The sequence below is a fragment of the Rhizobium sp. KNZ2-6A genome (genome assembly GCF_056755475.1).
The window spans coordinates 104,249-129,223 of the sequence record NZ_JBNDIC010000003.1 but is presented as its reverse complement, the minus strand read 5'-3'; the positions used below and the strand labels follow the sequence as shown (position 1 = coordinate 129,223).

Here is a 24,975-nt window from a genome sequence, read left to right as displayed (position 1 = left end):
CATCTACGGCCTTTCGCACAATAATACAATTAGTTCCGTATGGAACTTGACGATGGATAAATTGACTGTCAATCTCTTTTTTTAGTTCCACATGGAACTTCATTGCCTGAGAAAATGATCGAACCTGAGCATGAAACGCTACGCTTTGACGATATCGCGCAAAATCGTTGCGCCGATCGAAACAGGTTTAGGATAGGAGGACTATTTGAGGGTCCATGATATGAATTGGCTGCAACTCGAGCAGCAGGTCAAAAGGGATGATCGTTGCGTCCTGCCAATTGGCAGCGTGGAACAGCACGCCTATCTCAGCCTCGCGACGGACATGATTCTTGCCGAAAAAGTCGCAACGGATGCGTCTGCCGATCTCGGCATCCCGGTTTTCCCGGCGCTGGCTTATGGCCTGGCTTCGTCCTTCGAGGCCTTTCCCGGCACGCTCAGCCTTTCACTCTCGACCTATATCGGCGTCATCCGCGATCTCCTGGACAGTCTTTATCGGTCGGGCTTCCGCCGAATCCTCGTGGTCAACGGCCATGGCGGCAACACGCCGGCAACGACCGTCATTTCGGAATGGCTGAACCTTCATCCCGATGCTTCGGTGAAATTCCATGATTGGTGGCGTGCGCCGCGGACTTGGGCCAAAGTCATGGAGGTTGATCCGGCAGCGTCGCATGCCTCATGGATGGAAAATTTTCCCTGGACGCGCACCAAAGATCCCGCTCAACCGCAATCGGCCAAAGCGCAGATCGACTTTGCCGCTCTTGCGCGTGTCGGCGCGGAGAAAAAGCGTCAATTGCTGGGCGACGGCAATTTCCATGGCCTCTATCAGCGACCCGATGACGAAATGCATGCAATCTGGTCGGTTGCTGTGGCCGAGACGAAAGATCTGCTTGAAAGCGATTGGCACTAAATAAAAATGCATCCGGGCTGTCGGATGCTGGCGAAAGCCGAAGAATGGGCAAGATATGTTTGGCTTAATCCTCCAAAGAGTTTGGCAGGCCTGCATCGTGGTCGTCGCAATGTCCGCGCTGGTCTTCTGCGGCGTCTATGCCGTAGGCAATCCAGTAGACGTGCTGATATCGCCTGATGCGACGCAAGATATACGCGCCGCCGTCATTACCCAATATGGTCTCGACCAGCCGTTGTTGCAGCAATATCTCGCCTTTCTCGGCCGGTTGCTCCATGGTGATTTCGGCAGATCGTTCGTCTATAACATGCCTGTCGGCGAGCTCATCCTGTCACGCCTCCCGGCGACCTTGGAACTGACGTTGACCGCCGTGCTGTTTGCCAGCCTGGTCGGAGTGCCGATCGGCATGTACGCCGGTTATCGGCCGCATAGTTTCCTGTCCCGCACCGTCATGGTCTTGTCGATTCTCGGCTTCTCGGTTCCGACATTCTGGTTCGGCTTGATGCTCATCATGGTCTTTGCAGTGCAGTGCGGTTGCATGCCGGCCGGTGGACGGGGCGAAACTGTCAGCCTGTTCGGCATCGAGTTCAGTTTTCTTACCGTTGACGGCATTTCACATCTCATCCTGCCCGCTCTCAATCTGGCGCTGTTCAAGTTCTCGCTGATGATCCGGCTTGCCCGCGCCGGAACGCGAGAGTTGATGCTGAGCGACACGGTGAAATTTGCAAGGGCTGCCGGCATTTCGGAATTCACCATCTTGCGCCGTCACGTTCTGCGGCTGATTTCAATTCCCCTTGTCACGGTTTTCGGCCTCGAGCTTGGCTCCACTCTCGCCTTCGCGGTCGTGACCGAAACGATCTTCTCATGGCCCGGGCTCGGCAAGCTCATTATCGACAGCATCACCTCACTCGACCGGCCTGTCATGGTTGCCTATCTCATGTTGATCGCCTTGCTGTTCATCCTAATCAATCTGATGGTCGATCTCACCTATGCCCTACTCGACCCACGTCTCCGGAGAGGACGGGCATGATGAGCGATACGCCTTTTTCCCGTTTTCTCGGCAACTTCCGGAGAAACAAGGTCGCTACCGGCGCCGCGATCGTCGTCGTCTTGATTGTCGTCCTGGCTGTTCTCGCCCCTCTGGTCACTCCGCAGGATCCCTATGATCTTGCACATCTCGTGCTACGCGATGCGCGACGTCCGCCAGGCTTTGTCGGAACCGGAGGTTACACGCATTGGCTCGGTACGGATTCGCAAGGCCGCGATCTCTTGTCGGCGATCATCTACGGCCTTCGCATCTCGCTGCAGATGGGCGTAATTGCCGGCGGTATCGCCTTCGCGCTCGGTGCCCTCGTGGGCTGTGCCGCAGCCTATATCGGCGGCCGTGTGGAGAGCCTGGCGATGCGGCTCGTGGATCTGCAGCTTTCCTTTCCGGCGATCCTGCTAGCCTTCGTGATTGCCGCATTGCTCGGACAGGGCCGCTACCAATTGATCCTGGCGTTGATCTTCGCCCAATATGCCTATTTCGCCCGCACTGCCCACGGCGCGGCAGCGGCGGAGCGTCAGAAGGATTATGTAGAGGCCGCACTTTCGATCCCGCTCTCGCCTTGGCGCGTCGTCCTCAAACATATATTGCCGAACTCGCTGCCCCCGCTCATCGTTGTGGCAACGGTGCAGATCGCCAGCGCCATCTCTCTTGAAGCAACGCTCTCCTTCCTCGGCGTCGGCCTGCCGCCGACGGAGCCCTCCCTCGGCATGCTGATCGCCAACGGTTTTCAATATTTGCTGTCCGGGCGCTACTGGATCTCCATTTATCCCGGCTTGGCACTGATATTGTTTATCGTTTCGCTCAATCTGGTCGGCGATCAGATCCGCGATCAGCTCAATCCGAGGCTCCACCGATGATTGCTCCGTCAATCAAAGAAACGACCGCCCCATTGCTCGATGTCAGCAATCTGAAGACCTGGTTTCCTGGCACCCACGGCGTGGTGAAGGCGGTGGACGGTGTGTCTTTCTCAGTCTTGCCGGGCGAGGTGCTCGGTGTGGTCGGAGAATCCGGCTCCGGAAAATCCGCGACGGGCTTTTCGATCATTGGATTGATCGATGAGCCTGGCCGTATCGCGGACGGGTCCATCAAGCTGCAAGGTCGTGAATTGATCGGCCTGACGCAGGAGGAATTGCGCGAGATTCGCGGGAGAACCATCTCCATGGTCTTCCAAGATCCCATGGCAGCGCTCAATCCGGTGTTGACCATTGGCACGCAGATCAGATTGGCACTGGAAGCCCACGAGCGAATCGGCGCGAGCGAAGCCCGCGAAAGAGCGATAGCCGCTCTGGCTCAAGTAAGAATCGGCGAGCCTGAGCGTAAGGTCGATTTTTATCCTCATCAGTTCTCCGGCGGGATGCGGCAGCGGGTTGCGATCGCGATCGCTCTCCTGCATCGACCTAAACTCGTCATCTGCGACGAAGCAACGACAGCCCTGGACGTGTCAATCCAGGCCGAAATCTTGAGGGAGATAAAGGCACTGGTCTCCGAACTCGGGACAGCGCTGATTTGGATCAGCCACGATCTGGCAACCGTCGCCTCCATCGCAGACCGGGTCGCGGTGATGCAGTCAGGCCGTATCGTCGAAAGCGGGCCTGCGCTTGCCGTGCTGACAAGGCCGCAGCACGACTACACCAGAACTTTATTGGATGCCCTGCCCTCGCGCAACAGTCCAGGCCAATTGCTGCTGCGCAACTTCGGCGCTCCTGACGCTGTGCCGCCAGCGCGAAACCTGCCAACCGGCATTGTCCCCGCGCTTGGCAGCCCCTATCTCGTCATAAGCAATGCCATTAAAACATTCACGAGGCCGGCCGGCTTTTTCAAAAAGCTGCAAGTTCGGCTCGATGGTTCCCAACCTCCATCAACGCCGAATGCCGTCGATGATGTCGATATCGTCTTGAATAGGGGCGAAGTTCTTGGACTTGTTGGGGAATCTGGGTCGGGTAAGTCGACGCTTGGACGGATAGCCGCTGGCATCATGGCGCCCACATCAGGCAAGGTGCGCCTCGCGGGTCAGCCGGTGATGAGCGCAGGTGCAATGCCGCGAAAGATCACCACCCGTATCCAGACAATCTTTCAAGATCCTTTCGCCTCGCTCAACGGCCGTATGCGCATTGGTGAAATTCTAGCCGAGGGTCCGTTGGCGCATCGTTTGATCAGCCGCGGCCAGGCCGCGGTCTATGTCAGGCAATGGCTGGAGGCGGTGGGGCTCGATCCGGCCTATGCCGACCGCTTTCCTCATCAGTTCTCCGGTGGCCAAAGGCAGCGCATCGCCATAGCGAGAGCCCTGGCAATGCAGCCCGATGTTGTCGTCTGCGACGAACCGGTCGCCTCGCTCGATGTCTCCATCCAAGCGCAAATCATCAATCTGTTGATCCGCCTGCGATCCGAACTCGATCTGTCGCTCATCTTCATCAGCCACGATCTAGCGGTCGTCCGCCATCTCTGCGACCGAGTTGCGATCATGCATCTTGGTCGGATTGTCGAGCAAGGCGAGGCCAGGGCGATTTACACAAGCCCGCAGCATGAATACACCAAACGCCTGCTTGCCGCAGTACCGCTGCTGCCGCCTGCGGCGGACTAAATTGTCGGGTCGGGCGCTTTGCCTGTCGCCATGACGGTTCAGCGAACTTACTGGGTGTTCATGCCCCTAACATAGATCTTATCGTTCGCACGGTCTTACAATGGCGGAATACCAAAGCACGAGCCGCGACAATTGAAACGAAACCTGACCATTGGCCGGCCAATTCTATCCTTGCTTCAACGCTGTTTGCAATCGCCGCAACCGGCAGGTCCAAGTCGAGGGCACACCATCACGGGCCGAGGGCCAAACATCAATGGCGCCGGTCGCGGGATGCCGCCGATGCAAGCAGCGATGATGGAGAAGGCTCTCCGGATTGTCCGGGACGCCGTGTGCCGCAAGATAGGCGGGTGAGGCAATCAGCTGTGCCTGGCTCTATGCCGATAATCCGCCAATGGTTTGAAATAGGGAAAATAAATTCCCGAGCTTCGGCAATTATAGGCAAACCATGAGATCCCTTTTATGCCGTGGCCGCTAATATTGCTTAGGCGGATGCTGCGAACATCGCTTGCAGTTGTGCAAAAAACTGAAACGAAAAGGGGATTTCAATGGCAGGTCTCCTGTTTGGCCTGAGTAACTTGTCCGCTGAACCCTCACCGTCGCAGCAGGTGGCCGCTGTCTGGGACGAACTCTGCCGCGAAGCCGTCTCAGCGTCCCACAGCGATCCAGCACTTAGTCGCGCTCTGAATTCCTCCATTCTTTATCACGCAAGTTTCGCTCAGGCATTGGCGCAACGCATCGCGCTTAAGCTTGCCAATCATGATCTGGACCATGACGAGCTGATTTCCGTAGTCGCACAGGCCTTTGTCAGCAAGGCCAATCTCGTGTCCGATGCTGCCGCAGATCTTGCCGCCATCAAGGACCGCGACCCCTCGAATAGCGAAATTCTTGTCCCGTTTCTTTATTTCAAAGGCTTTATCGCCCTTCAGGGACAGCGCGTCGCCCACTGGCTTTGGCACCATAACCGAGTACATCTGGCAAGGCATCTTCAGAGCCGCATTTCAGAAGTGTTCGGCGTCGATATTCACCCTGCGGCAAGGATGGGCAGGAGTGTAATGCTCGATCATGGGAGCGGGCTGGTTATTGGTGAGACTGCGGTCGTCGAGGATGACGTATCGATCCTGCAAAACGTTACTCTCGGCGGTACGGGCAAGGAGGCCGGCGACCGTCATCCGAAAGTTCGCCGCGGCGCGCTCATTGGAGCGGGGGCCACGATTCTCGGAAACATCGAGATTGGCGAAGGTGCCAAAGTCGGAGCCGGCAGTGTCGTCGTCAGCTCCGTCAAGCCATATACCTCCGTTGCCGGCGTCCCTGCTCGTTCCGTGGGAAAGCGGCACTCCGCTCTGCCAGGCATTACGATGGACCAGACATTGCTGGAACCGGAATATGTCATTTGAATTACATGCACTTTTGGATCCATTGATGGGCTATTCCCGCCGGCTGCAGCTCGGGAGGCGCCAAGGCAGCAAGGAAGCTCCACGACCAGCCCTGATGGCTCCTATGACAGCGGCTCCTGATTGAGCCGGTCAAACAAGTTCTTTCCCATGCGAAAGAAGGGGACCCATTTCTCGTCGACCAAGACCCGCTGACCGTTCTTCGGGTTGAGAGCGGGATGCGCCGATCTGTTGCGAACGGAAAAAAACACCAAAACCACGCAATTCAACCCTTCCGCCTTCGGCGAGAGTCTCGGTTATTTCATCCAATACTGTCTCGACGATAAGCTCCACCTCCTGAAATCGAAGGTAGGGATGGCTCGCCGCAACGCTGGAAACAAGTTCTGATTTCCGCACGTGCGACCTCATCGAATGTGCGGCATCAGACGATGCTGGTTTAGCTGTTGTGAACGTGGATCAAACCTGTCGCGAGCCAGTGTCAGGCCGAACAATAAGGCCGACGTTACGATATTCCCGGAGACAACGATTCCCGTCAGATAAAACCCACGCATGGCGCATGCCTCTATAGTCTATCATTTTTATAGACTATAGAGGCATGCGCCGGATAGGCATATTACGTTCTGTGCTAACTTGTCGGGCGGTTGAGAAATCGCATTCCAATTCCGGCCCGTTCACTGTCCTTGATCGCGTCCACGTTTGCATCCTCAATGGAAACATTACGGCCGACGATCCGCAGCTTCCAGGAACCTGCAGTCACTGCATGCTCGTTCCAGGTTTAGTCCGATCGCCGGCGAAAGGATGAAGCTACGTGACGATCCGGCAATCTGTCACCTTCACCGAAAAGCTTTTTGCGAAGCGAGCCCTGTTCATAACCGGTTTTGTAGAGACCGCGCTCCTGAAGTGCGGGCACCACAATGTCGATAAAGTCCTCAAAGCTTTCCGGCGCGACCGTGCGGGTAAGATTGAAACCGTCGATCTCGCCTTCATCCATCCATGATGAAAGCTCATCGGCAACCTCCGTGGCATCGCCGACGACGACCGGGTAACGCCCACCCATGGCAAGCTCCTGCAGCAACTGCCGCTTTGTCCAGCCGCGTTGCTGAGCGATCTGCGTTGCCGATTGGCTGGCATTGGACTTGCCATAGGTGATGGCCTCATCGAGATCGTACCTGGAAAAATCGATGCCCGTGCTGGCCGAGAAATGAGCAAGTCCTGCCTCCGGATTGGCATAGTGCAGATATTCTGCATGCTTCTCCCGTGCCGCGGTAGCGGAGCGATCGGTGATGACGGTGATGCCGAGGAAGATCTTTATGTCTTCCGGCTTTCGGCCGGCAGCGACGACCGCCTCGCGCAACGAACGGGAGGCCGCGCGGGCTGAGTTCTTGTCGGGGGCTGCGATGAAGACGCATTCCGCATGGCGCGCTGCAAACTGCTTCCCACGGCCGGACGTTCCGGCCTGATAAAGAACCGGCGTGCGCTGGGGCGACGGTTCGGCCAGGTGATAGGCCTGCGAGCGGTAAAACGGCCCACGATGGTCGATCGCATGTACCTTTGACGGATCGGCATAGATGCGCCTTTCCTTGTCGACCAAGACCGCGTCGTCCTCCCAGCTTCCCTCCCAGAGCTTGTAGAGCAGGTCGAGATAGTCGTCCGCGCGATCATAGCGGCTGTCGTGCTCGATCTGGTTCTCAAGGCCCAGCCCGCGCGCCGCGCTGTCGAGATAGCCCGTCACGATATTCCAGCCGATGCGGCCACCGGTCAGATGATCCAGGGTCGAGATTCGCCTGGCGAAAATATACGGCGCGTCGGCACTGGCATTGACGGTGACACCAAAACTAAGGTGTCGCGTCACAGCGGCCATCGCGGAAACGAGCAATAGGGGATCGTTGACCGGCAACTGGATAGATTCACGCAGTGTCAGATCAACGGAGTCCTGGTAGACGTCGTAGACACCCAAGATGTCGGCAAGAAAGATGCCGTCGAACAGCCCGCGTTCGAGCGTGGTGGCAAGCGAGGTCCAATAGTCGAGCGTCTTGTAGCGATGGGATTGGTCCCTGGGATGCGCCCATAGCCCATGATTGATGTGCCCGACGCAGTTCATGTTGAACGCGTTGAGCAATATCTGCTTTTTCCTGGTCGCCATCTTCAGCTATTCCGATTTCAGATTGCGCCGTGACGCGGTGGTCGTTTGCCATTGAGATAATAATTGCCGATGGTCTGATATTTCCAGCGCACCGGGTCATGCAGCGTATGTGTGCGGGCGTTGCGCCAATAGCGATCGAAGTTGTCGTCCGAAAGCGTCGACGATGTACCCGATAGTTCGAACAGCTTGTTGGCGGCGAGCAAGCTCGCCTTGGTGGCCAATATCTTCGCTTCCGCAACGGCGATCGAGGCACGCGCAACGCTATCTTCGGTCATATCAACGCGAGCCGCATCCGTTATCTCCGCGGCTCGCCTCAGCAAGCCTTCCGCCGCGCGCAGCCGCAACCAGACATTCCCGACGTTTTGCAACGTCAATGGATCTTCGGAAGCGCGCTCGACCTTGGAATCCAGCCAGGGTCGAGCCCGTTCGCGGATAAACCGCAACATCTCCCGATAGGCGCCCTGCCCTATTCCGAGATCGATTGCCGCATGCATGATTTGTGCGACAGGACCGATCGTCGTCGGGCGCTCAAAGGATGATTGAAACGTGACGATCCATTCCGGTTCGATCTCAACCCTGTCGAATTCGACAGAGCCGCTTCCAGTAACCCGTTGACCGAAGCCGTCCCAGTCGTCGATGACCGTCACGCCGGGCGCATTGCGCGGGATGAAGGCGAGATAGGTGACGTCTTTCTCGTCCTCCTGCACAACGACAAGGGTCGGAATCCAGTGCGCGTAAATGGCCCCCGTGCAGTAGAATTTCCGTCCGTGTACACGCCATTTTCCCGTCTCGCGAAAAAGCTGGGTTCGCCGTTTGAAATCGCGCTGACCGATTTCCGCCAGCGCGTTACCGAAGCGTTCACCCGACAGCACACGCTCGAAGAAGAAGCGTTGCTGCTCAGCCGACGCCCCAACGCGCAGCACTTCAAGCGCATAGAAATGGTTTTGAGGGATCTGCGACAGCGATCCATCGGCGGCACCGATAATCGCGATCACATTGGACAGTGTAAGCGTCGACACGCCCGCACCGCCAAATTCGCGCGGCACGGTGATGCCCCACAGGCCAGTTTCGCTGAAACGCTCCAGCTCACGCCATGGTAGGATGCGATCCCTGTCGCGTTCGGCGCTGCCGGCGGCAAATTCCGTAGCCAGTGCAGTTGCGACCTCGATGGCCTGCTCGTCGCCGGTAATGAGATCGGGCCGCCGCAGCGGTGCCGGTGCAGGTTCGACCGGGATGCGAAGATCGGTATCGGTCACGACTTTCCTCGCTAGTTCCATTGATGGCGGGCTGGGAATATGCCGTTGAGCTGATAATTGCCGAGCAGATAATATTTCCAGCGCACGGGGTCGTGAAGCGTATGCACCCGCGCATTTCGCCAATGCCGATCGAGATTATGGGCCTCCCGCGTCGCTGCGGATCCTGCGACATCAAAGAGTTTTTCAGCCGCCTGCAATGCGACCTCCGTGGTCAATATCTTGGCCTCGGCAACGGCGACGGAAGCTCTGGCACTCTCCGCCTCGGTAACCGGCGCCTTTGCCACCTCGTCGATAACGGCCGCGGCTTCGTAAAGAAGCGCTTGCGCTGCGTGTAGATCCGTATGGAGGTCGCCGATTTCATGGAGGATCGTCGGATCGTCGCAAGCCGACTGAAGGCCTGAATCCATCCATGGTCTTGCGTGATCGCGAACAAAGGCCATGGCATCGGTGACAGCGGCCGCTGCTATCCCGGAATCGATGGCCGCCTGAATGAGCTGCGAGATGGGACCGGATACACCGGGCCTGTTCGTGTAGGACCAGACCGGGAAAACCAAGGTCTCATCCACCGGTACGTTGGTAAACTCTACCGATCCGCTGGCCGTCGTGCGCTGCCCGAAAGAGGACCAGTCGTCGATCACGCGCACGCCCGGCGCGTCATAGGCGGCCCAGACCTGGACCGCACGCCCGTCATCGTCGACGGCGCGCGTCGGAATCCAATGAGCGAAGATGGCACCGGTGGAGTAGAAGCGCCGCCCGGTCAATCTCAGCCCATCTGCCAGGCGTGTGAGGCGGGTTGAGCTGTGATTGACCGCCTTCTGCCCGCGCTCCGGTCCGGCATTGCCGATACGATAGCCGGCAAGGATATCGCGATAGATACGACGACGAGCGCGGTCACGCGCTGCAGCACCTCGGGCAAAACGCGCCGCTAGGTCATGGGCGATCTCCAGCGCCTCGGCATCCGAGCGGATCAAATGTGGAGTGCGCGGCGGCAACGGGCGCCTGATGGTGGCTTCCTCTTGCGATCCGGTAACAGCCGGCACAGCATCGCGTTCAGTCATGGGATCACTCCGGATGTTGTCGCTGATCTTAGCGCGCTCGCAGGCGCCGAACGGCATAGTCGCCGGCAAACTGCACCAAACAGACCATGGCAATAAGTATGACGATGACGACTGCCATGACGGTGGTATCGAAGCGCTGATAACCATAGCGGATCGCCATATCGCCGAGGCCGCCGGCGCCGACTGCACCTGCCATGGCCGAGGCGCCGATCATGCTGACGATGGTGATGGTGAAACCACCGACTATGCCCGGAAGCGCTTCAGGCAGAAGCACATGCCGCACGATGTGCCAGCGGCGGCAGCCGATCGCCTGCGCCGCCTCGATCAACCCACCGTCGACCTCACGGAGGCTAACTTCGGCGATGCGCGCAAAGAACGGCGTTGCGCTGATGGAGAGCGGCACGACGGCGGCCCATACACCGATCGTCGTTCCGGTAAGCAGTCGCGTCAATGGCAACAACGCCACCAAGAGAACGATGAATGGGGTCGCACGAAAGCCGTTGATAATGGCCGCGAGAATGCCATGTAGCCGCGGTGCATGAATGAGGCCACCGGGCGCCGAAAGCACCAGGAAGACGGCAAGAGGAATGCCGGCGGCAAATGCGATCAGAGCGGAAACGCCGACCATCGCAATCGTATCGAGAAGCGCCTGCCACAGACGCTCATACATCATGGTCGACATAACCTAATATCCTGGCTTGATGAGCAAGACCGGCAAATTGCGCAGGGATCGTCGTATCGCCCGCCACCCCGCGAGCCGCAATCAACAACCGGCCATGGACGCGACCCTGAATACGGTCGAGCGAACTCTGTAGCAACCGCACAGAAGCACCGGTTGCACTGGCTATTCGAGAAAGGTCGGGTTCCAACCCGTGCTCACCCGTATAGGTCAATTCCAGAATGGCCTCCGAATGCTTGTCGCCCGGCGAAGGTCGCAGATGCTTGGCTATGTCCTCCGGTATATCGCGGTTGAGTGGCCGCAAGAGTGCTTGGGTGGCTGGATGCTCCGGATTGCCGAAAATGCGCCAAACCGGCCCAGCTTCAGCAATCTCCCCCTGATCGAGAACAAGTACGTGATCACAGATCTCGCGGATGACGCTCATTTCATGGGTGATCAGAATGATGGTCAGCTTGAGACGGCGATTGATGTCTTTGAGCAGCCCGAGAATGGAAAGCGTCGTCTCCGGATCGAGCGCCGAGGTCGCCTCGTCGCAAAGGAGGATTTCCGGCCGATGCACAAGTGCGCGCGCAATACCGACGCGCTGCTTTTGACCACCCGAGAGGCGCGACGGATAGGAACGCTCCTTGCCCTCCAATCCCACCAGCGACAGGACTTCGGCGACCCTTTCTTCGATCCGCCGGCGCGGCACTCCGCCGACGATCAGCGGCAGAGCCACATTCCCCCAAACGGTCTTGGCGGAGAGAAGATTGAAATGCTGGAATATCATGCCGATGCGCCGCCTCAATGCGACCAGCGCATCTTCATCAAGCACCGAAATGTCCTGCCCGTCGACCAGGACCCTTCCGCCAGTCGGCTTTTCCAGGCGATTTATGGTCCGCAGCAAGCTCGATTTGCCGGCACCGCTTCGGCCGATGATGCCATAGATCGCCCCGGCCGGCACATCGAGGCTGATACCCTTGAGGGCGTGGACTGGGCCGGCGAGTGACGAATAGACCTTTTCCACACCTTCAAAGATGACTGAGCCCGCGGAAGAGCCTGGGAGTGGCTCATCACCGACAACCGCGGCGCGCTGCGATATATCGCCGCCACTCGATGCCGCACCGTGCTCCGGGCCCTGCCTTACTCGTTCGATCAGTTCAGCCATGGGAGCGTATAAAGCTTCTGATCGTTGGCGAATGCTTTGCCAATTGCCGCGCGTACAGCCGGCGAATTCTGATAGAGCGCCACAAGCTGCTTAATCCCGGGATCATCCGCCTTCTGCTTCTGCACCGCGAAGATGATGGCGAATTGCTTGTCGTCGACACCGGAATAGATAAGGCCCGAGCTTGGATCGAAGGCCTTGGACGCCACGATGAAGTGCGGATAACCCTGTGCCAAATCCACATCGCCAGTGACGCGCGCCAGTTGCGGCCCCTCGACCTCGTTGAAGGTCAGCTTCTTCGGGTTGTCGACAATGTCGTCGAGCGTGCCCTTGAAGCCGACGCCATCCTTGAGCTTGATAAGGCCCGCCTTTTGCAGCAGGAGCAGCCCACGCCCCTGATTGACGGGGTCATTGGCAATCGCGACCTTTCCATTTTGCGGCACATCGGCAAAATTCTTATGCTTCAGCGAATAGAGGCCGATATTGGCAAGAACGCCGATGCCGGCACTTACAAAATCATAACCCCGCTCTTTGATCGCATTGTTCAGGAACGGCTGATGCTGGAAGTAGTTGACGTCGATATCGCCAGATTGAAGCGCAATATTCGGCGTCGTCCAATCGGTGAATTCGACAACTTGGATATCCAGGCCCTTGGCCTTTGCCTCTGGGATCACCGCTTCGATGGAGTCGGCATAAACGCCCGGCACAACGCCCACCTTGATCGTCTCCGCTTGCGCGGCGGCTGTCGCTGCAAGAAGAATTGCGGAAAAAAGACCTGCAATACGAATTCTCATATTATCTCCATCGGTTCGATGGAGTGAGAAGATAAAGATCACAAATTTTATAGGCAAAGACGAAAATACCACCCAGCCCGCTCAAATGGAATATTTTTTCTCGAACCCGCTCGATGCGCCATCGTGTCTTTCAAGCCCGCAATTAGGAGAATATGCGGCCCATCGTCGCGAACACGATCGGCGATTCGTGGCTAGAGCAGATCTTGTTCAATCCGGGTCATATCCGACAACCCTGAAATAGTAGGCGCATTCTGCAGGAATGAAGCGGGATATCAAAGCGCCGACTGCGTCCGATGCCTAGTCGGCATGGAGGCTTGCGCTGTGACGGGAAGTTGCCTCTGCGGGTGTATTTCTAGCCACTGGCATCCAGCAGGGAACAAATGGATTTGGAACGTTTCAGCCCTTTCGGGGTTCGAAAACTGAAGAAAGGAGAACGCTATGAAACGCTCAATCATTACTGCGGGACTCTTGCTCCTAGTCACCGGGGCATTTGCTCAATCGGCTTCCGAAAAGACAGGCATCAATTCTCTCGTGGGTGTTGCACCGACGACGCAGGATTTCATCAATGAGGCTGCGAGCAGCGACATGTTCGAAATTGAAGCCAGCAAGCTTGCTCTACAACGAGGCGATGATCAGACAAAGACCTTTGCGCAGCAAATGGTCGACGATCATCAAAAGACGACTATGCAATTGAAAGATCTGGTGACGAGCGGCAAGGCGAAAGCGACGCTTCCCACTGAAATGACGTCCAATCAGAAAAAGATGCTGACAAGGCTCCAAAAGCTGAAGGGAAAGGAATTCACTCAGCGCTATGATTCCGACCAACGTTCGGCTCACGCCAGCGCCGTCGATCTTTTCAAGCGGTATGGCGAAAAGGGAGACAATGCTGCTTTGAAAGCATGGGCTGCCAATACGACACCTACGCTCGAACATCACCTGCAGATGGCCAAACAGTTGGGGAAATAGAGCTTAGTCAGGAGTATAAGATCTCGCGAGAGAGGATTCCTCACTGATCAGAGCCATTTGTACCTGCAGTCGCCCGCGAGCTGCGGCGTGCTTGTCCTCTTGTTTCGAACACGCGCACAGCAGTTCTTGGTTCAGCCGGCTAAACGAAAGCGCCCAACCGGCTGAGCCTGGAAGTTTACTTACCTATTGTTCCGTCGAGCATTCCAAGCCAGATGCACCGCAACAAAATGCGGCTGCCAAGTGGACTCCTGTCTTTTAACGCGTAGTATGAAGCGTACTGTCATCAATCCTCAGGCGCTTGTGATCGCAGGACAGAGTGTGAGCCGGTCGCCCAGGAATACGAGGAACTCTATGCCCGTTTCGAGATCGACAGAAATGTCGCTAGATCGTGATCTTCGCCCCATTCTGCTGAAATGGGCAAAAAAATTCGTCGAATCGGAGGCTGCGGCAGATCGCGTTGTGCGGCGGACCATCAATGTTATCTGTGATAATCCTGAGCTGCTGGATGGGCCTCATATGAACGAAGCACTTTTCGCTCTCCTGCGCCGATACGCCTTCGACGAGAATGATTTGAGAACAAGCCGGCAATCCGAAAGCGCGAAGCCAGCCGTCAACGACATGACTGACGAAGAAGTTCAAATGGAAAAATAATTTCCATCATAAGGTCTTATGCCGGTTGACTTGCCTGTCTGTACAGAGAGCCGGTTCCTATTCCCCCACGGCAAAGCGTTCTCAGCAATTATATATAAAAATCCGTAGGTCACCCGCCGTACGTTTTGACATCGGCCACACCGCGACTGAAAGACGAGACGTGGAAGGTTGCTCCTCCGACTTTTGCGGCCATTGCTCATAAAAATCGTTTTCGTGCATCTCGGAGACAGCGATGGCGAGACCGGGATTATCTGCCGCTCACGGCTCCAATTGGCGCGATCGATCAGTCTCGCGGGATGCCTCGCTGCAAACGGCGGGAGGATGGCGTGAAATCACGACTATCAATCGCAAGGGTTCTGGCGATCAGGCCGTCGAGAATGATCCGCATTGTCCTGAGGAGGAGCTTTCTCATCTCGTTTCTCCATTATTCAAGCCGTGGCATTTGCGGTGCGAATGAAATTTCGCCAGCCACCAAATTCGGTGATGTCTTTGGCCCCTGTCGTGGCGTGGCTCTCGCAGAGAAAGCCAGAAACCGCCGTGCCGTCGTCTAGCGTAATCTTGCCGATGCCGAGCGGAGCTGGGATTTTCTGGACGAAACGACCGAAGGCTTCGGGTGGCAGGGCCCAGACCTCGACCTCTATGCCGCCGCCTGCAAAGCCGGGTTCACGCACCAGCCCCGGCTTGGGCGGGACGGTTCCCGGCAGCGCGAAGAGACGGTAGTCGCCGGCCGTCCGGCAGGTCTTCAGCCGATAGCCACCGGAGGAGGTCAGCTCGTGATTGAGCGGCATGCCGCTCAAATGTGCCCCGACGACGACGATCGGCACAGAGCCGTCATTTGCCGGCGGCACGCGGCTTGCCTCGGGGATAGTCGCTGCGCGGTCCCGACCCATCCCCGCGCTCAAGGTCCGGTGCATGGCGTCGGCGAAGGGAGCCAGCGCCTCGTCGGTGAAGGCCGGGCCGATCAGGGTCACGCCGGCCGGCAGGTGGCCGATGGCGTCGAAGCCGGCCGGAATGGCGATCGCCGCGCAATCGAGCAGATTGACGAAGTTGGTGTACCGGCCGAAATGCCCGTTCTTGACGATGGGGTCTGCCATCATCTCCGCGACCGTGTAGGTGGTCGGCGAGGTCGGCAGCATTAGGATGTCCACCTTCTCCCATTCCCGTCTGGTCTTCTGGCGCAGCGTTTCGAGCCTGTATCTGCCCTCGAAAGCATCGACGGCATCGTAGGTTTTCGCGCCTTCGATGATGGTGCGCACCGTCGGGTCGAAATCATCGGCGTTGCTGGCGAGAAAATCTTTCACCGCCGCCAGCCGCTCGGCGACCCAGGGGCCGTTATAGAGCAGCTCGGCCGCCTGCCGGAACGGAGCGTAATCGAAGGGAACGATGATCGCGCCGAGGGCACGCGCCCGTTCGATCGCAGCGTCGTAAAGGGCCTCCACGTCTCTGTTGCCGAAGAATTCCCGCTCCGCCCCGTCGAGCACGCCGATCCGCAGGCCGGAGGCAGGCAGGCTGGCTGATGTGGCCCTGCGCGAGAAGGGGTCGGCGGCGTCATAACCTTCCATCATCTTGCGGATCGCAATGCCGTCGCCGACCGTTGCGGCAAAAATAGTGACGACATCGACGCTGCGGCAGGCGGGCACCACGCCGACATTCGGCACCAGCCCCGGCGTCGGCTTGATGCCGACGAGATTGTTGAAGGCCGCCGGCACACGGCCGGAACCGGCCGTGTCGGTGCCGAGCGCGAAACTGGCAAGGCCCAAGGCGACGGCAACCGCCGAACCGGAGCTCGAGCCGCCAGACACATAATCCCTGTCGAATACCGAACGCGGTGCGCCGTGCGGCGAGCGCGTACCATTAAGGCCGGTCGCGAACTGGTCGAGATTGGTCTTGCCGATCACCAGTGCGCCGGCGGACTTGAGCCGCGCCACGACAGTCGCATTCTCGTCGGGATGATAGGCGAAGGCTGGGCACGCGGCCGTGGTCGGAAGACCCGCCACATCGATATTGTCCTTGACCGCGAAGGGAATGCCCCAGAGCGGCAGGCTGTTCGGTTTCGGCGCGTGGACCAGCAGTGCCTTGGCGGCGGCGCGCAGGTCATCGTCCGGGGTCGGCGTGATGAAGATCGCCGGATCGTCGGATGCTTTGCGGCGGCGGATCACCTCCTCGACGAGATCAAGGGGCGATAATCCGGCTGCATAGGCGGACTGGAGCGAAGCAAGATCGAGAATGATGGGGAGCATCAGATTTCCTCCAACACGACGAGGACATCGCCGGCTTTGACGTTGCGGCCGGGACCTGCGCGCAGATCGCGGACGCGGCCTGGTGCATGGGCGGTGACGTTGATTTCCATTTTCATGGATTCGATGATGGCGAGCGTCTCGCCGGCGACGACCGGCTGGCCCTCCTCGACGAGGATCTTCCAAACGTTGCCGGGCACGGCGCTTTCGATGCCGAAGCAGCCTTCGGGGATGTCGCCCCCGAGCCCGGGACCGCTGCCCTCGTCAACGGAGAAACTGTCGAGGCCGAGATCTTTCCAGCGCTGCCGTTCGGCCTCGAAGGCCGATTGCTGGCGAGCTTTGAAGGTGCCGATCGCCTGTGCATTGCGGGCAAGGTCCGCCTCATAGGCCGCATAGGAGAATTCGCTCTCCTCGATGCGGATCGGATAGCCGCCGTGCGGGAAGGCTGCGCGCGCTTCGGTGAGTTCCTCGTGGCTCACCGGGAAGAAGCGGATCTGATCGAAGAAGTCGAGCAGCCATGGCTTCTCTTTGGAAAAGACCTTCGTCTGGCGCCAAGTGTTCCAGACCTGGATCGTCCGGCCGAAGAGCTGATAGCCGCCGGGGCCTTCCATGCCGTAGATGCACATATAGGCGCCGCCGATGCCGACGGCGTTTTCCGGCGTCCATGTCCGGGCGGGATTGTACTTCGTCGTGACAAGCCGATGGCGCGGGTCCATCGGCGCGGCGACCGGCGCGCCGAGATAGACGTCGCCAAGCCCCAGCACGAGATAGCTGGCATCAAAGACGATGTCGCGCACCGCCTGTTCGTCGGCCAGCCCATTGATGCGGCGGATGAACTCGATATTCGACGGGCACCAGGGCGCATTCGGGCGGACGAGCTCCTGATATTTGCGCATCGCAAGTTCGGCATCGGGATCGTTCCAGGACAGCGGCAGATGCACGATCCGGCTTGGGACCTTCACCGCCTGCGCTGGCGGCAGGGAGGCCTCTATCTCGGTCAGGAGGCCGAGAAGGCGCGTTCGGGCAAGGCCGGTTCCGTCATAGTGGATCTGCAGCGACCGTATGCCGGGCGTAAGATCGACGAGCCCCGGAAGCTTCGCTTCCTTGATCGCCTGCATCAGAAGATGCACGCGCAGGCGCAACGCGATGTCGAGCTGCATCGGCCCGTATTCGACGAGCAGATTGTCGTCTCCCTGGCGGCGATAGACCACGGGGACAGGCCCCGCCTCGCTGTGCCCTATGATCGCGGCACCCGCATCGTCGCCGATGCGTCTGACCACCGGCCCGGCGATCGGATCCTCGGCGCGCTTCACCGCATGGAAGCGGATCTTGTCGCTCGGTTTGAACTGGCCCATCTTCCATTGCTCGTCCCGCGCGATCACCGCCGGGCAAACGAAGCCGCCGAGGCTCGGGCCGTCGGGACCGAGAATGATCGGCATGTCGCCGGTAAAGTCGATCGCGCCGACCGCATAGGCGTTATCGTGCAGGTTGGAAGGATGAAGCCCGGCTTCGCCACCATCCGTGCGCGCCCATTTCGGCGCGGGGCCGATCAGGCGCACGCCGGTGCGGGCGCTGTTGAAATGAACCTCGTATTCGGTTGAAAACAGCGTTTCGATATCCTCCTCCAAGAAGAAATCGGGAGCGCCGTGCGGGCCGTAGAGCACGCCGACTTTCCAGTTGCGCGTGAGCTCGGCCGGTTCATTGGCCGGCTTCGACGCAGGCTGCGGAGCGCGGGCGAGCCGCAGCACATGGCCGGCGCGAAGCGCTCCCGTCGCATGGCCTCCGAACTGGCCGAGACTGAAGGTGGCGCGCGAACCGAGCACCTCCGGGGCCGCGAAACCGCCGGCAACGGCGAGATAGGTACGCTGGCCGGCATCGGCGATCGCACCGATCGAAAGCGTCTGACCCGCCTTGACGAGGATCGCCGCATCATGTCGAGCCGGCATGCCGTCCAGCGTCATCGGCATTTGCGCGCCAGCAAGCGCGACCGTGACATCCGAAAAGAATTTCAGCACCGGCCCGGAGACGGTCAGCTCCAGCGCCGCTGTCTCGTCGGCATTTCCGACCAGACGGTTGGCATGGCGAAAGGATCGCTCGTCCATCGGTCCGCTTGGCGGCACGCCGACATGCCAGAGACCCAGTCGCCCCGGCAGCTCCTGCAGGCTCGACTGGGCGCCCGGCGAAACCACTTCGACAACATCGGGCAAGAAGATGAAATCCTTGAGCGCCGTCGTCGCCACATGGCCGCTCGCCAGAAGATCCGAGGCCGCAATCGCCTTCAGATAATCGAGATTGGTCTCGATGCCGGAAATCTTGCTGTCTTCGAGTGCCTTGCCGAGCGCTTTAATCGCGCTTGCGCGATCCTCGGCCGTCACGATCACCTTGGCGAGCATGGGATCATAATAGGGGCTGACCTCGGTGCCCGTCTCTATCCAGCCGTCGACACGTACCTTGTCCGGAAATACGACCTCGGTCAGCAACCCGGCGCTTGGCCTGAACCCGGCATGCGGCATCTCGGCATAAATGCGCGCTTCGATAGCGGCACCCTTGGGAACGAGATTTTCCTTTCCGGTCAGCACGTCTTCGCCGGCCGCTTGACGGATCATCCATTCGACGAGATCGATGCCGAAGACCGCTTCGGTCACGGGATGCTCGACCTGCAGGCGAGTGTTGACCTCGAGGAAATAAAACTCTTCGCGTGCCGGGTCGTAGATGAATTCGACCGTTCCCGCCGATCGGTAGCGGGCGGAGATACCGAGCGCGACGGCCGCCGCATGCAGGCGGATCCGAACCGCATCGGATAATCCCGGCGCTGGGGTCTCCTCGATCACCTTCTGGTTCCGGCGCTGCAAGGAGCAGTCGCGCTCGCCGAGCGCGATCACCCGGCCATTGCCGTCGCCAAAGATCTGCACTTCGACATGGCGAGCCCTGTCGACGAAACGCTCCAGATAGACACGCGCATCGCCAAAGCTTGCGCGTGCGGTGCGCTGCACGCTCTCGAAGGCAGCGCTCAGGCTTTCCGGGTCGTGACAAAGCTGCATGCCGATGCCGCCGCCGCCGGCGGTCGATTTCAGCATCACCGGATAGCCGATCTCGGTGGCAGCCTTCAGAGCTTCATCGCTCGTTTCCAAGAGGCCGCTGCCGGGCAGCAGCGGCACGCCGCTTTCACGCGCCAGTTCGCGAGCCCGATGCTTCAGCCCAAAGGCGGCGATGTTATCGGGCGTCGGTCCGATGAAGGCGATACCTTCCCTGGCCAGCCGCTCGGCAAAATCGATATTTTCCGAAAGGAAGCCATAGCCCGGATGCACGGCCTCGGCGCCGGTTGCCTTGCAGGCGGCGATGACGGCGTCGATGTCGAGATAGCTTTCGGATGCCGGCGCCGGGCCGAGCCTTATTGCCTCGTCGGCCATCAGCACCGCCTTGGAAAAGCGGTCGGCATCGGAATAGACGGCAACGGAAGCGATCGCCATGCGCCGCAACGTCTTGATAATCCGGACGGCGATTTCGCCCCGGTTTGCGATCAGAACCTTGTTGAACATGTCAGGCCTCGCTGTCCCAGACCAGCACCCGGATCGGTGTCGGATCGAAACCGTTGCAGGGATTGTTGATCTGCGGGCAATTGGAGATGACGAGCAGTACGTCCATTTCCGCTCTCAATTCGACATAATCGGCCGGCGCGGAGATCCCGTCGACGATCGTCATCTCGCCGCCAGGCTCGATCGGCACGTTCATGAAGAAATTGATATTCGGAACAACATCGCGCTTGCTCATGCCGTGCTTGGAGACTTCCAGAACGAAATTGTCGCGGCATGCATGGAGATACTTTGTGCCGTGGCCGAAGCGCACCGTGTTGCTTTCGCAGGAGCAGGCGCCGGCCGAGGTGTCGTGACGACCGCAACTGTCGGCGGTCATGGTCAGCATGACCCGGCCTTCATTCGAGATGATCTTCGTATTCGTGGAGATATAGGCGGCACCCTGTTCGCGCATCGTATCCTGGTTGGAATAGCGCTCGGAGAAATCCGCGGCATTGTAGAACAGCGTGTCGATCGCCTGCTGGCCGTAGCTATCCTCGATGCGCAACGTCTGGCCTTTCCGCACCACCGTCGAGAACGGAGCTTCCGCGGCGATGAAGTGATCCTGCACCACGTTTTCGAGCGTGCGGCTAGGTGCCGTCTGGATGAAATCGGTCATGGTCTCGCTCCTCCTCAGATCGCCGCCAGCGTGTTGTTTTCAAAGCCGCGCATGGCCTCGGCGGTCGCGGTCCGGCAAAGGTCGTCGGCTGGTGGCTCCACTGCTGCGATGCGGGTGACAGTCACCGAGTTTGGCTGGTAGCTGGGATCGGGATCGAGCGGATGCGGGCAGTTGGAAAAGCCGACGATCAGGTCCATCTCGGCGCGCAGCTCAACATAATCGCCGCCACTCAAAAGTTCCGGCCTCCATAGGAATGCGCCGTCCCGGTCAACGCGGACAGGGGCGAAGAGTGCCAGCACCGAGGGAATATCCCGCCTGTCGAGCCCGGCCTTGGTGGCGAGCAGGACGAGGTTGTCACGGGTGCTGCGTTTACCTTCCCCGTATTTCGCCAGGTTTGAGGCCGCGGTGGAACTGCCCATCAGGCAATCATGTGCGCCAGAGGAATCCTCGGTAACGGAAAACATCACCCGGCCCATGTCGGAGAAGATCACCCGGCCTTTGCCGAGCGCTGTCGTCCACTGCATCTTCACGGTATCGGGCAGGTTCAGCCGCTCGCTGGTGTCGGCGGCACTCCAGGCGACGAGAGAGACCGTCGAGAAGCCGTGATCGAGGCTGACGCGCAAGGTTTCGTTCTTCCTGACATGGGTCGACCAGTACCAGCCGCCGGGGATTACCTCGCGGTGGACGATCTTGTCAGAGGCGATTTCGGGCGCAGGCAAGGGACTTGCCCCTGGCAGGGCCTTTGGCGCGAATTCCAGGCCCTTTCTTTGATGCTCTTCGTAGCGCGCGCGGTTGGCGGCTATTTCTTCCGGCGAACGTCTGACATGTGTCATGGCTGGATTTCTCCCGACGAAGCCAGGTCGTCCCGGCGGTGCCCCAGGGAAGTGACCGGGCCGTCCCGGTCGGAGCTGAAGATCGATGGCGTGCCGGCGATGCGCGGCGGCCAGATGGAAATATCCTTGGTGATGGTCGCGCCGTAGCGTTCCTTCTCTTCCGGTCGGTCGCGGCGGCGCTCAAAGGCGACGACGCGGGTGGCGAGCGTGAAGGCTTCGCGCATGTCATGGGTGACCATGACAACGGTCATCTGTGTTTCATGCCACAGCCGCTTCATCAGCATGTGGATCTCGGCGCGGATGCCCGGGTCGAGCGCGCCGAAAGGCTCGTCGAGCAGCAGCACCTTGGGGCGCATGATGAGCGCCTGGGCAAGCGCCAGGCGCTGCTGCATGCCGCCGGAAAGCTGGGCCGGATATTTGTCTTCGGCGCCGGCAAGGCCGACCTCGGCGATGAGTTGACGCGCCTCCTCGATCGCATCGCGGCGCGCCGCACCGAAGAGTTTGGCCTTGTAGCGCGAGGCTGTAAGTTCCTTGCCGAGCAGCACGTTGCCGAGTGCCGTCAGATGCGGAAAGACCGAATAGCGCTGGAAGACCACGCCGCGGTCCGCGCCTGGTTCGGCAGGCAGCGCCACACCATCGAGAAAGATCGTGCCTTTGGTCGGCCGCTCCTGCCCCAGCAGCATGCGCAGGAAGGTCGACTTGCCGCAGCCGGACGGGCCGACCAGGGCGACAAAGGCTCGCGAGGCGACCCTCAACGACACGTCCTCGAGCACGATCTGGTCGCCATATTCCTTCCAGACCTTGTCTATCCTGAGTTCGCTCATGCCTGCTTCTCCAGTTCGGACCAGGGGAAGGCGGCGATGCGGAGACGATCGAACAGATAGTTCATGAGCACGGCAAGCAGCGTGATCCAGACGACATAGGGAAAGATCACGTCCATCGACAGATATCGGCGGACGAGAAAGATGCGATAGCCGAGGCCGGAATCGGATGAGATCGCCTCGGCGGCGATCAGGAACAGCCAGGCCGGCCCGAGCTGCAGTCGAAGGCAGGTGATCAGTCGCGGCAGGATTTGCGGCAGCACCACGCGGAGCGCAATCTGCCAGGAGGAGCCACCGAGCGTTTCTGCCTTGACGATCTGTTCGCGCGGCAATTCCAGCGCCTTCAGTGCCAGGTCGCGGATCATCGTCGGCGCAACCCCGATCACGATGAGAGCGATCTTCGAGGTCTCGCCGAGGCCCATGACGATGAAGAGGATCGGCAGAAGCGCCAGAGGCGGCACCATCGAAATGACGGCAACGAAAGGAGAAAGGAGGGCTCTGAGATAAGGCAGCATGCCGATGAGCATACCGATCAGCAGCGCTGTCATCGTGGAGATGCCCAGGCCGGCAAAAAGCCGGATCAGGCTCGCCCAGCTGTCCGACCAGAGCAGATATTCTCCCGTGCGCGGATCGGCGATGAAGGCCATGCGATTGATGGCGTCGGCAAAGCCGGCAAGGCTGGGCAGCAGCTTGTCGTTGGCGTTTTCGGCAAGTCGCGCCGCCGAACCGGCGCCATAGGCGACGATCAGCAGAGCAAAAGGCAAGAGCATCAGGGCAAGCCGCGCGCCGGGGCTGGGCCTGGTATTGATCCAACGCATGAGAACCTCCGCGGATGAAGGAAACAGGCGGCGCTCCGGCGCCGCCGGCGGAGGTCTCGCTCAGAGCGCAGCGGCGGCGGTCTTCATGTAGGTTTCCGTGAAGCGCAGCTTGACGTTCGCGCTGTCGCCGAGAACCTTGCCGTCGGGCATTTCAATGCCGATGACATCGGCGGATGGCGCGCCATTGCCAAGCAGGCCCTTCTGGAACAGGAAGCTGCGCACCAGATCCATCGTCTTCGGCAGGGTCGGCGAGGTGGTGAAGGCAACCGCATCGGCGGGCTTGTCGAAAAGCTTGGTGGCGGCGAGCTGCGCCTCGAAGCCTTTCAGATCCGTGCCCGAGGCCGCCCCCATCGCTTCGCGGGCGGCCTTGCCTTCGGGCGTATCCGCCTTCACTAGTGCCGCCGTTTCGTACCAGATGCCGGCCAGCGCCTTGCCGAAATTCGGATTGTCCTTGAGGACATTGCTGTTGGCGACCATCAGGTCGATGATCTCGCCCGGCACCTGCGAACTGTCGAAGACCTTCTTGGCCGAAGGATCCTCGAGAATGGTCGAGACCAGCGGATTCCAGGTGACGACGGCCGAGACGTCGGGCGTCTTGTAGGCCGCGACCATGTCGGCATCAGAGGTGTTGACCACCTTCACGTCGCGTTCGGTGAGCTTGACGCTGTCGAGCGCGCGCGCGAGCAGGTAGTGCGAAACGGAATATTCGACCAGATTGACGTTCTGGCCCTTGATGTCGGCAAGGCTCGTCTTGTCTTTGAGGATGACGGCGTCATTGCCGTTTGAAAAGTCACCGACGATCACGGCCGTCGTGTCGACGCCGCCGGCAGCGGGGATCGAAAGGCCGTCCATGTTGGTGAGCGTTACGGCATCGAAGGCACCGGCCGTGTACTGGTTCATCGACTCGACGTAGTCGTTGAACTGAGTGACTTCGATGTTGATGCCGTATTTGTCGGCCCATTTCTTGACGATGCCGTGGTCGCTCGCGTAGCCCCAGGGCATCCAGCCGACATAGATGGACCAGGCGACCTTGAAACTGGTTTTCGGCGCGGCGCTTGCAGCGGAGCCAAGCCCGAAAGCCAGCGATACCGAAAGGGCCGTTACGGAAAGGATCTTCGAAAAAGTCTGCATAGAAATTCCCCTTTTGCTTTTTTCAAAAAGGGATCGGCAAAGACCATCGCGCCGCCAATCCCTTGGCTTACGAGGTCTCCCGGGCTTTTATCCCGCCGTGCATCCGGTGGGATTTCTCCCCCAGCCGGTGGTGGCTCTCGGACCAGCACGCTCCGAAAAGGAGCGCCGGAACCCTAGCCACCAACTCTGCGGATAAAGAAGCAAGGTCCATGCCACTTCCAAATATGTATGATAGCTGCGGACCGAAGCATGATCACGAATGGCAGCGACGCCATTCAATGCCGCTATTTTGATCACGGTGCCCAGAATTTCTGCCGGAGTTGCCGCTG

Annotated in this window: 20 protein-coding genes, 1 pseudogene and 1 riboswitch; of the genes and pseudogenes, 7 read left to right on the top strand and 14 right to left on the bottom strand. The window is 59.5% G+C overall.

What is annotated here, in order from left to right; genetic code table 11:
- Positions 1–220: 220 nt before the first annotated feature.
- The 5 genes from ACPYOP_RS03330 to cysE all read left to right on the top strand — a co-directional run bounded on the left by ACPYOP_RS03330 (position 221) and on the right by cysE (position 5,927).
- Positions 221–907: a creatininase family protein gene (locus ACPYOP_RS03330; RefSeq protein WP_481408969.1), complete on the top strand. Its 687-nt coding sequence runs from the start codon at positions 221–223 to the stop codon at positions 905–907.
- A 55-nt stretch (positions 908–962) separates the two neighbouring features.
- Positions 963–1,934: an ABC transporter permease gene (locus tag ACPYOP_RS03325; protein ID WP_481408968.1), complete on the top strand. Its 972-nt coding sequence runs from the start codon at positions 963–965 to the stop codon at positions 1,932–1,934.
- Positions 1,934–2,809: an ABC transporter permease gene (locus ACPYOP_RS03320; protein WP_481408967.1), complete on the top strand. Its 876-nt coding sequence runs from the start codon at positions 1,934–1,936 to the stop codon at positions 2,807–2,809. Before ACPYOP_RS03325 ends, ACPYOP_RS03320 begins: the two co-directional genes overlap by 1 nt.
- On the top strand, positions 2,806–4,533 hold the full coding sequence (locus tag ACPYOP_RS03315; protein ID WP_481408966.1) for a dipeptide ABC transporter ATP-binding protein: 1,728 nt from the start codon (positions 2,806–2,808) through the stop codon (positions 4,531–4,533). The genes ACPYOP_RS03320 and ACPYOP_RS03315 overlap by 4 nt, the downstream gene beginning before the upstream one ends.
- Positions 4,534–5,078: 545 nt before the next feature.
- Entirely contained in the window at positions 5,079–5,927 is an 849-nt protein-coding gene (gene cysE, locus ACPYOP_RS03310) for a serine O-acetyltransferase (protein ID WP_481408965.1), read from the top strand.
- Between the two features lie 101 nt (positions 5,928–6,028).
- Here the strand turns inward: cysE and ACPYOP_RS03305 are convergent.
- The 7 genes and pseudogenes from ACPYOP_RS03305 to ACPYOP_RS03275 all read right to left on the bottom strand — a co-directional run bounded on the left by ACPYOP_RS03305 (position 6,029) and on the right by ACPYOP_RS03275 (position 12,998).
- Positions 6,029–6,332: pseudogene (locus ACPYOP_RS03305) on the bottom strand (HU family DNA-binding protein).
- A gap of 367 nt (positions 6,333–6,699) precedes the next feature.
- A complete protein-coding gene (locus tag ACPYOP_RS03300) occupies positions 6,700–8,067 on the bottom strand; it encodes an LLM class flavin-dependent oxidoreductase (protein WP_481408964.1) in 1,368 nt (455 codons plus the stop codon).
- A 17-nt stretch (positions 8,068–8,084) separates the two neighbouring features.
- Positions 8,085–9,344 (bottom strand): SfnB family sulfur acquisition oxidoreductase, encoded by a 1,260-nt coding sequence (locus ACPYOP_RS03295; protein ID WP_481408963.1) that lies wholly within the window; start codon positions 9,342–9,344, stop codon positions 8,085–8,087.
- A complete protein-coding gene (locus ACPYOP_RS03290) occupies positions 9,335–10,381 on the bottom strand; it encodes an SfnB family sulfur acquisition oxidoreductase (RefSeq protein WP_481408962.1) in 1,047 nt (348 codons plus the stop codon). The genes ACPYOP_RS03295 and ACPYOP_RS03290 overlap by 10 nt, the downstream gene beginning before the upstream one ends.
- Before the next feature lie 28 nt (positions 10,382–10,409).
- A complete protein-coding gene (locus ACPYOP_RS03285) occupies positions 10,410–11,063 on the bottom strand; it encodes a methionine ABC transporter permease (RefSeq protein WP_481408961.1) in 654 nt (217 codons plus the stop codon).
- Entirely contained in the window at positions 11,044–12,207 is a 1,164-nt protein-coding gene (locus ACPYOP_RS03280; protein WP_481408960.1) for a methionine ABC transporter ATP-binding protein, read from the bottom strand. The genes ACPYOP_RS03285 and ACPYOP_RS03280 overlap by 20 nt, the downstream gene beginning before the upstream one ends.
- Complete coding sequence (locus tag ACPYOP_RS03275) at positions 12,195–12,998, bottom strand: MetQ/NlpA family ABC transporter substrate-binding protein (protein ID WP_481408959.1); 804 nt, start codon at positions 12,996–12,998, stop codon at positions 12,195–12,197. Before ACPYOP_RS03275 ends, ACPYOP_RS03280 begins: the two co-directional genes overlap by 13 nt.
- A gap of 438 nt (positions 12,999–13,436) precedes the next feature.
- Here ACPYOP_RS03275 and ACPYOP_RS03270 point away from each other — a divergent pair, with 438 nt between their 5' ends.
- Both ACPYOP_RS03270 and ACPYOP_RS03265 read left to right on the top strand, forming a co-directional pair.
- Positions 13,437–13,964 carry a DUF4142 domain-containing protein gene (locus tag ACPYOP_RS03270; RefSeq protein ID WP_481408958.1) on the top strand — a complete coding sequence of 176 codons (528 nt, stop codon included), beginning with the start codon at positions 13,437–13,439 and terminating at the stop codon, positions 13,962–13,964.
- Positions 13,965–14,339: 375 nt separating this feature from the next.
- Positions 14,340–14,615, top strand: a complete 276-nt coding sequence (locus ACPYOP_RS03265; protein WP_481408957.1) for a hypothetical protein — start codon at positions 14,340–14,342, stop codon at positions 14,613–14,615.
- Positions 14,616–15,043: 428 nt separating this feature from the next.
- Here the strand turns inward: ACPYOP_RS03265 and atzF are convergent, their stop codons facing one another.
- Genes atzF through ACPYOP_RS03230 form a run of 7 tightly spaced genes read right to left on the bottom strand, consistent with a single transcriptional unit; the run spans position 15,044 to position 24,646 of the window.
- Complete coding sequence (gene atzF / locus ACPYOP_RS03260; RefSeq protein WP_481408956.1) at positions 15,044–16,855, bottom strand: allophanate hydrolase; 1,812 nt, start codon at positions 16,853–16,855, stop codon at positions 15,044–15,046.
- Entirely contained in the window at positions 16,855–20,391 is a 3,537-nt protein-coding gene (uca, locus tag ACPYOP_RS03255; RefSeq protein WP_481408955.1) for an urea carboxylase, read from the bottom strand. Before uca ends, atzF begins: the two co-directional genes overlap by 1 nt.
- A 1-nt stretch (position 20,392) precedes the next feature.
- Complete coding sequence (locus tag ACPYOP_RS03250) at positions 20,393–21,043, bottom strand: urea amidolyase associated protein UAAP2 (protein ID WP_481408954.1); 651 nt, start codon at positions 21,041–21,043, stop codon at positions 20,393–20,395.
- 14 nt (positions 21,044–21,057) lie between these two features.
- Positions 21,058–21,876 (bottom strand): urea amidolyase associated protein UAAP1, encoded by an 819-nt coding sequence (locus ACPYOP_RS03245; protein WP_481408953.1) that lies wholly within the window; start codon positions 21,874–21,876, stop codon positions 21,058–21,060.
- Positions 21,873–22,700 (bottom strand): ABC transporter ATP-binding protein, encoded by an 828-nt coding sequence (locus ACPYOP_RS03240; RefSeq protein WP_481408952.1) that lies wholly within the window; start codon positions 22,698–22,700, stop codon positions 21,873–21,875. The genes ACPYOP_RS03245 and ACPYOP_RS03240 overlap by 4 nt, the downstream gene beginning before the upstream one ends.
- Entirely contained in the window at positions 22,697–23,515 is an 819-nt protein-coding gene (locus tag ACPYOP_RS03235) for an ABC transporter permease (RefSeq protein ID WP_481408951.1), read from the bottom strand. The genes ACPYOP_RS03240 and ACPYOP_RS03235 overlap by 4 nt, the downstream gene beginning before the upstream one ends.
- A 60-nt stretch (positions 23,516–23,575) precedes the next feature.
- Positions 23,576–24,646 (bottom strand): putative urea ABC transporter substrate-binding protein, encoded by a 1,071-nt coding sequence (locus ACPYOP_RS03230; protein ID WP_481408950.1) that lies wholly within the window; start codon positions 24,644–24,646, stop codon positions 23,576–23,578.
- 74 nt (positions 24,647–24,720) lie between these two features.
- A riboswitch (guanidine-I (ykkC/yxkD leader) is annotated at positions 24,721–24,834 on the bottom strand.
- Between the last annotated feature and the right edge of the window lie 141 nt (positions 24,835–24,975).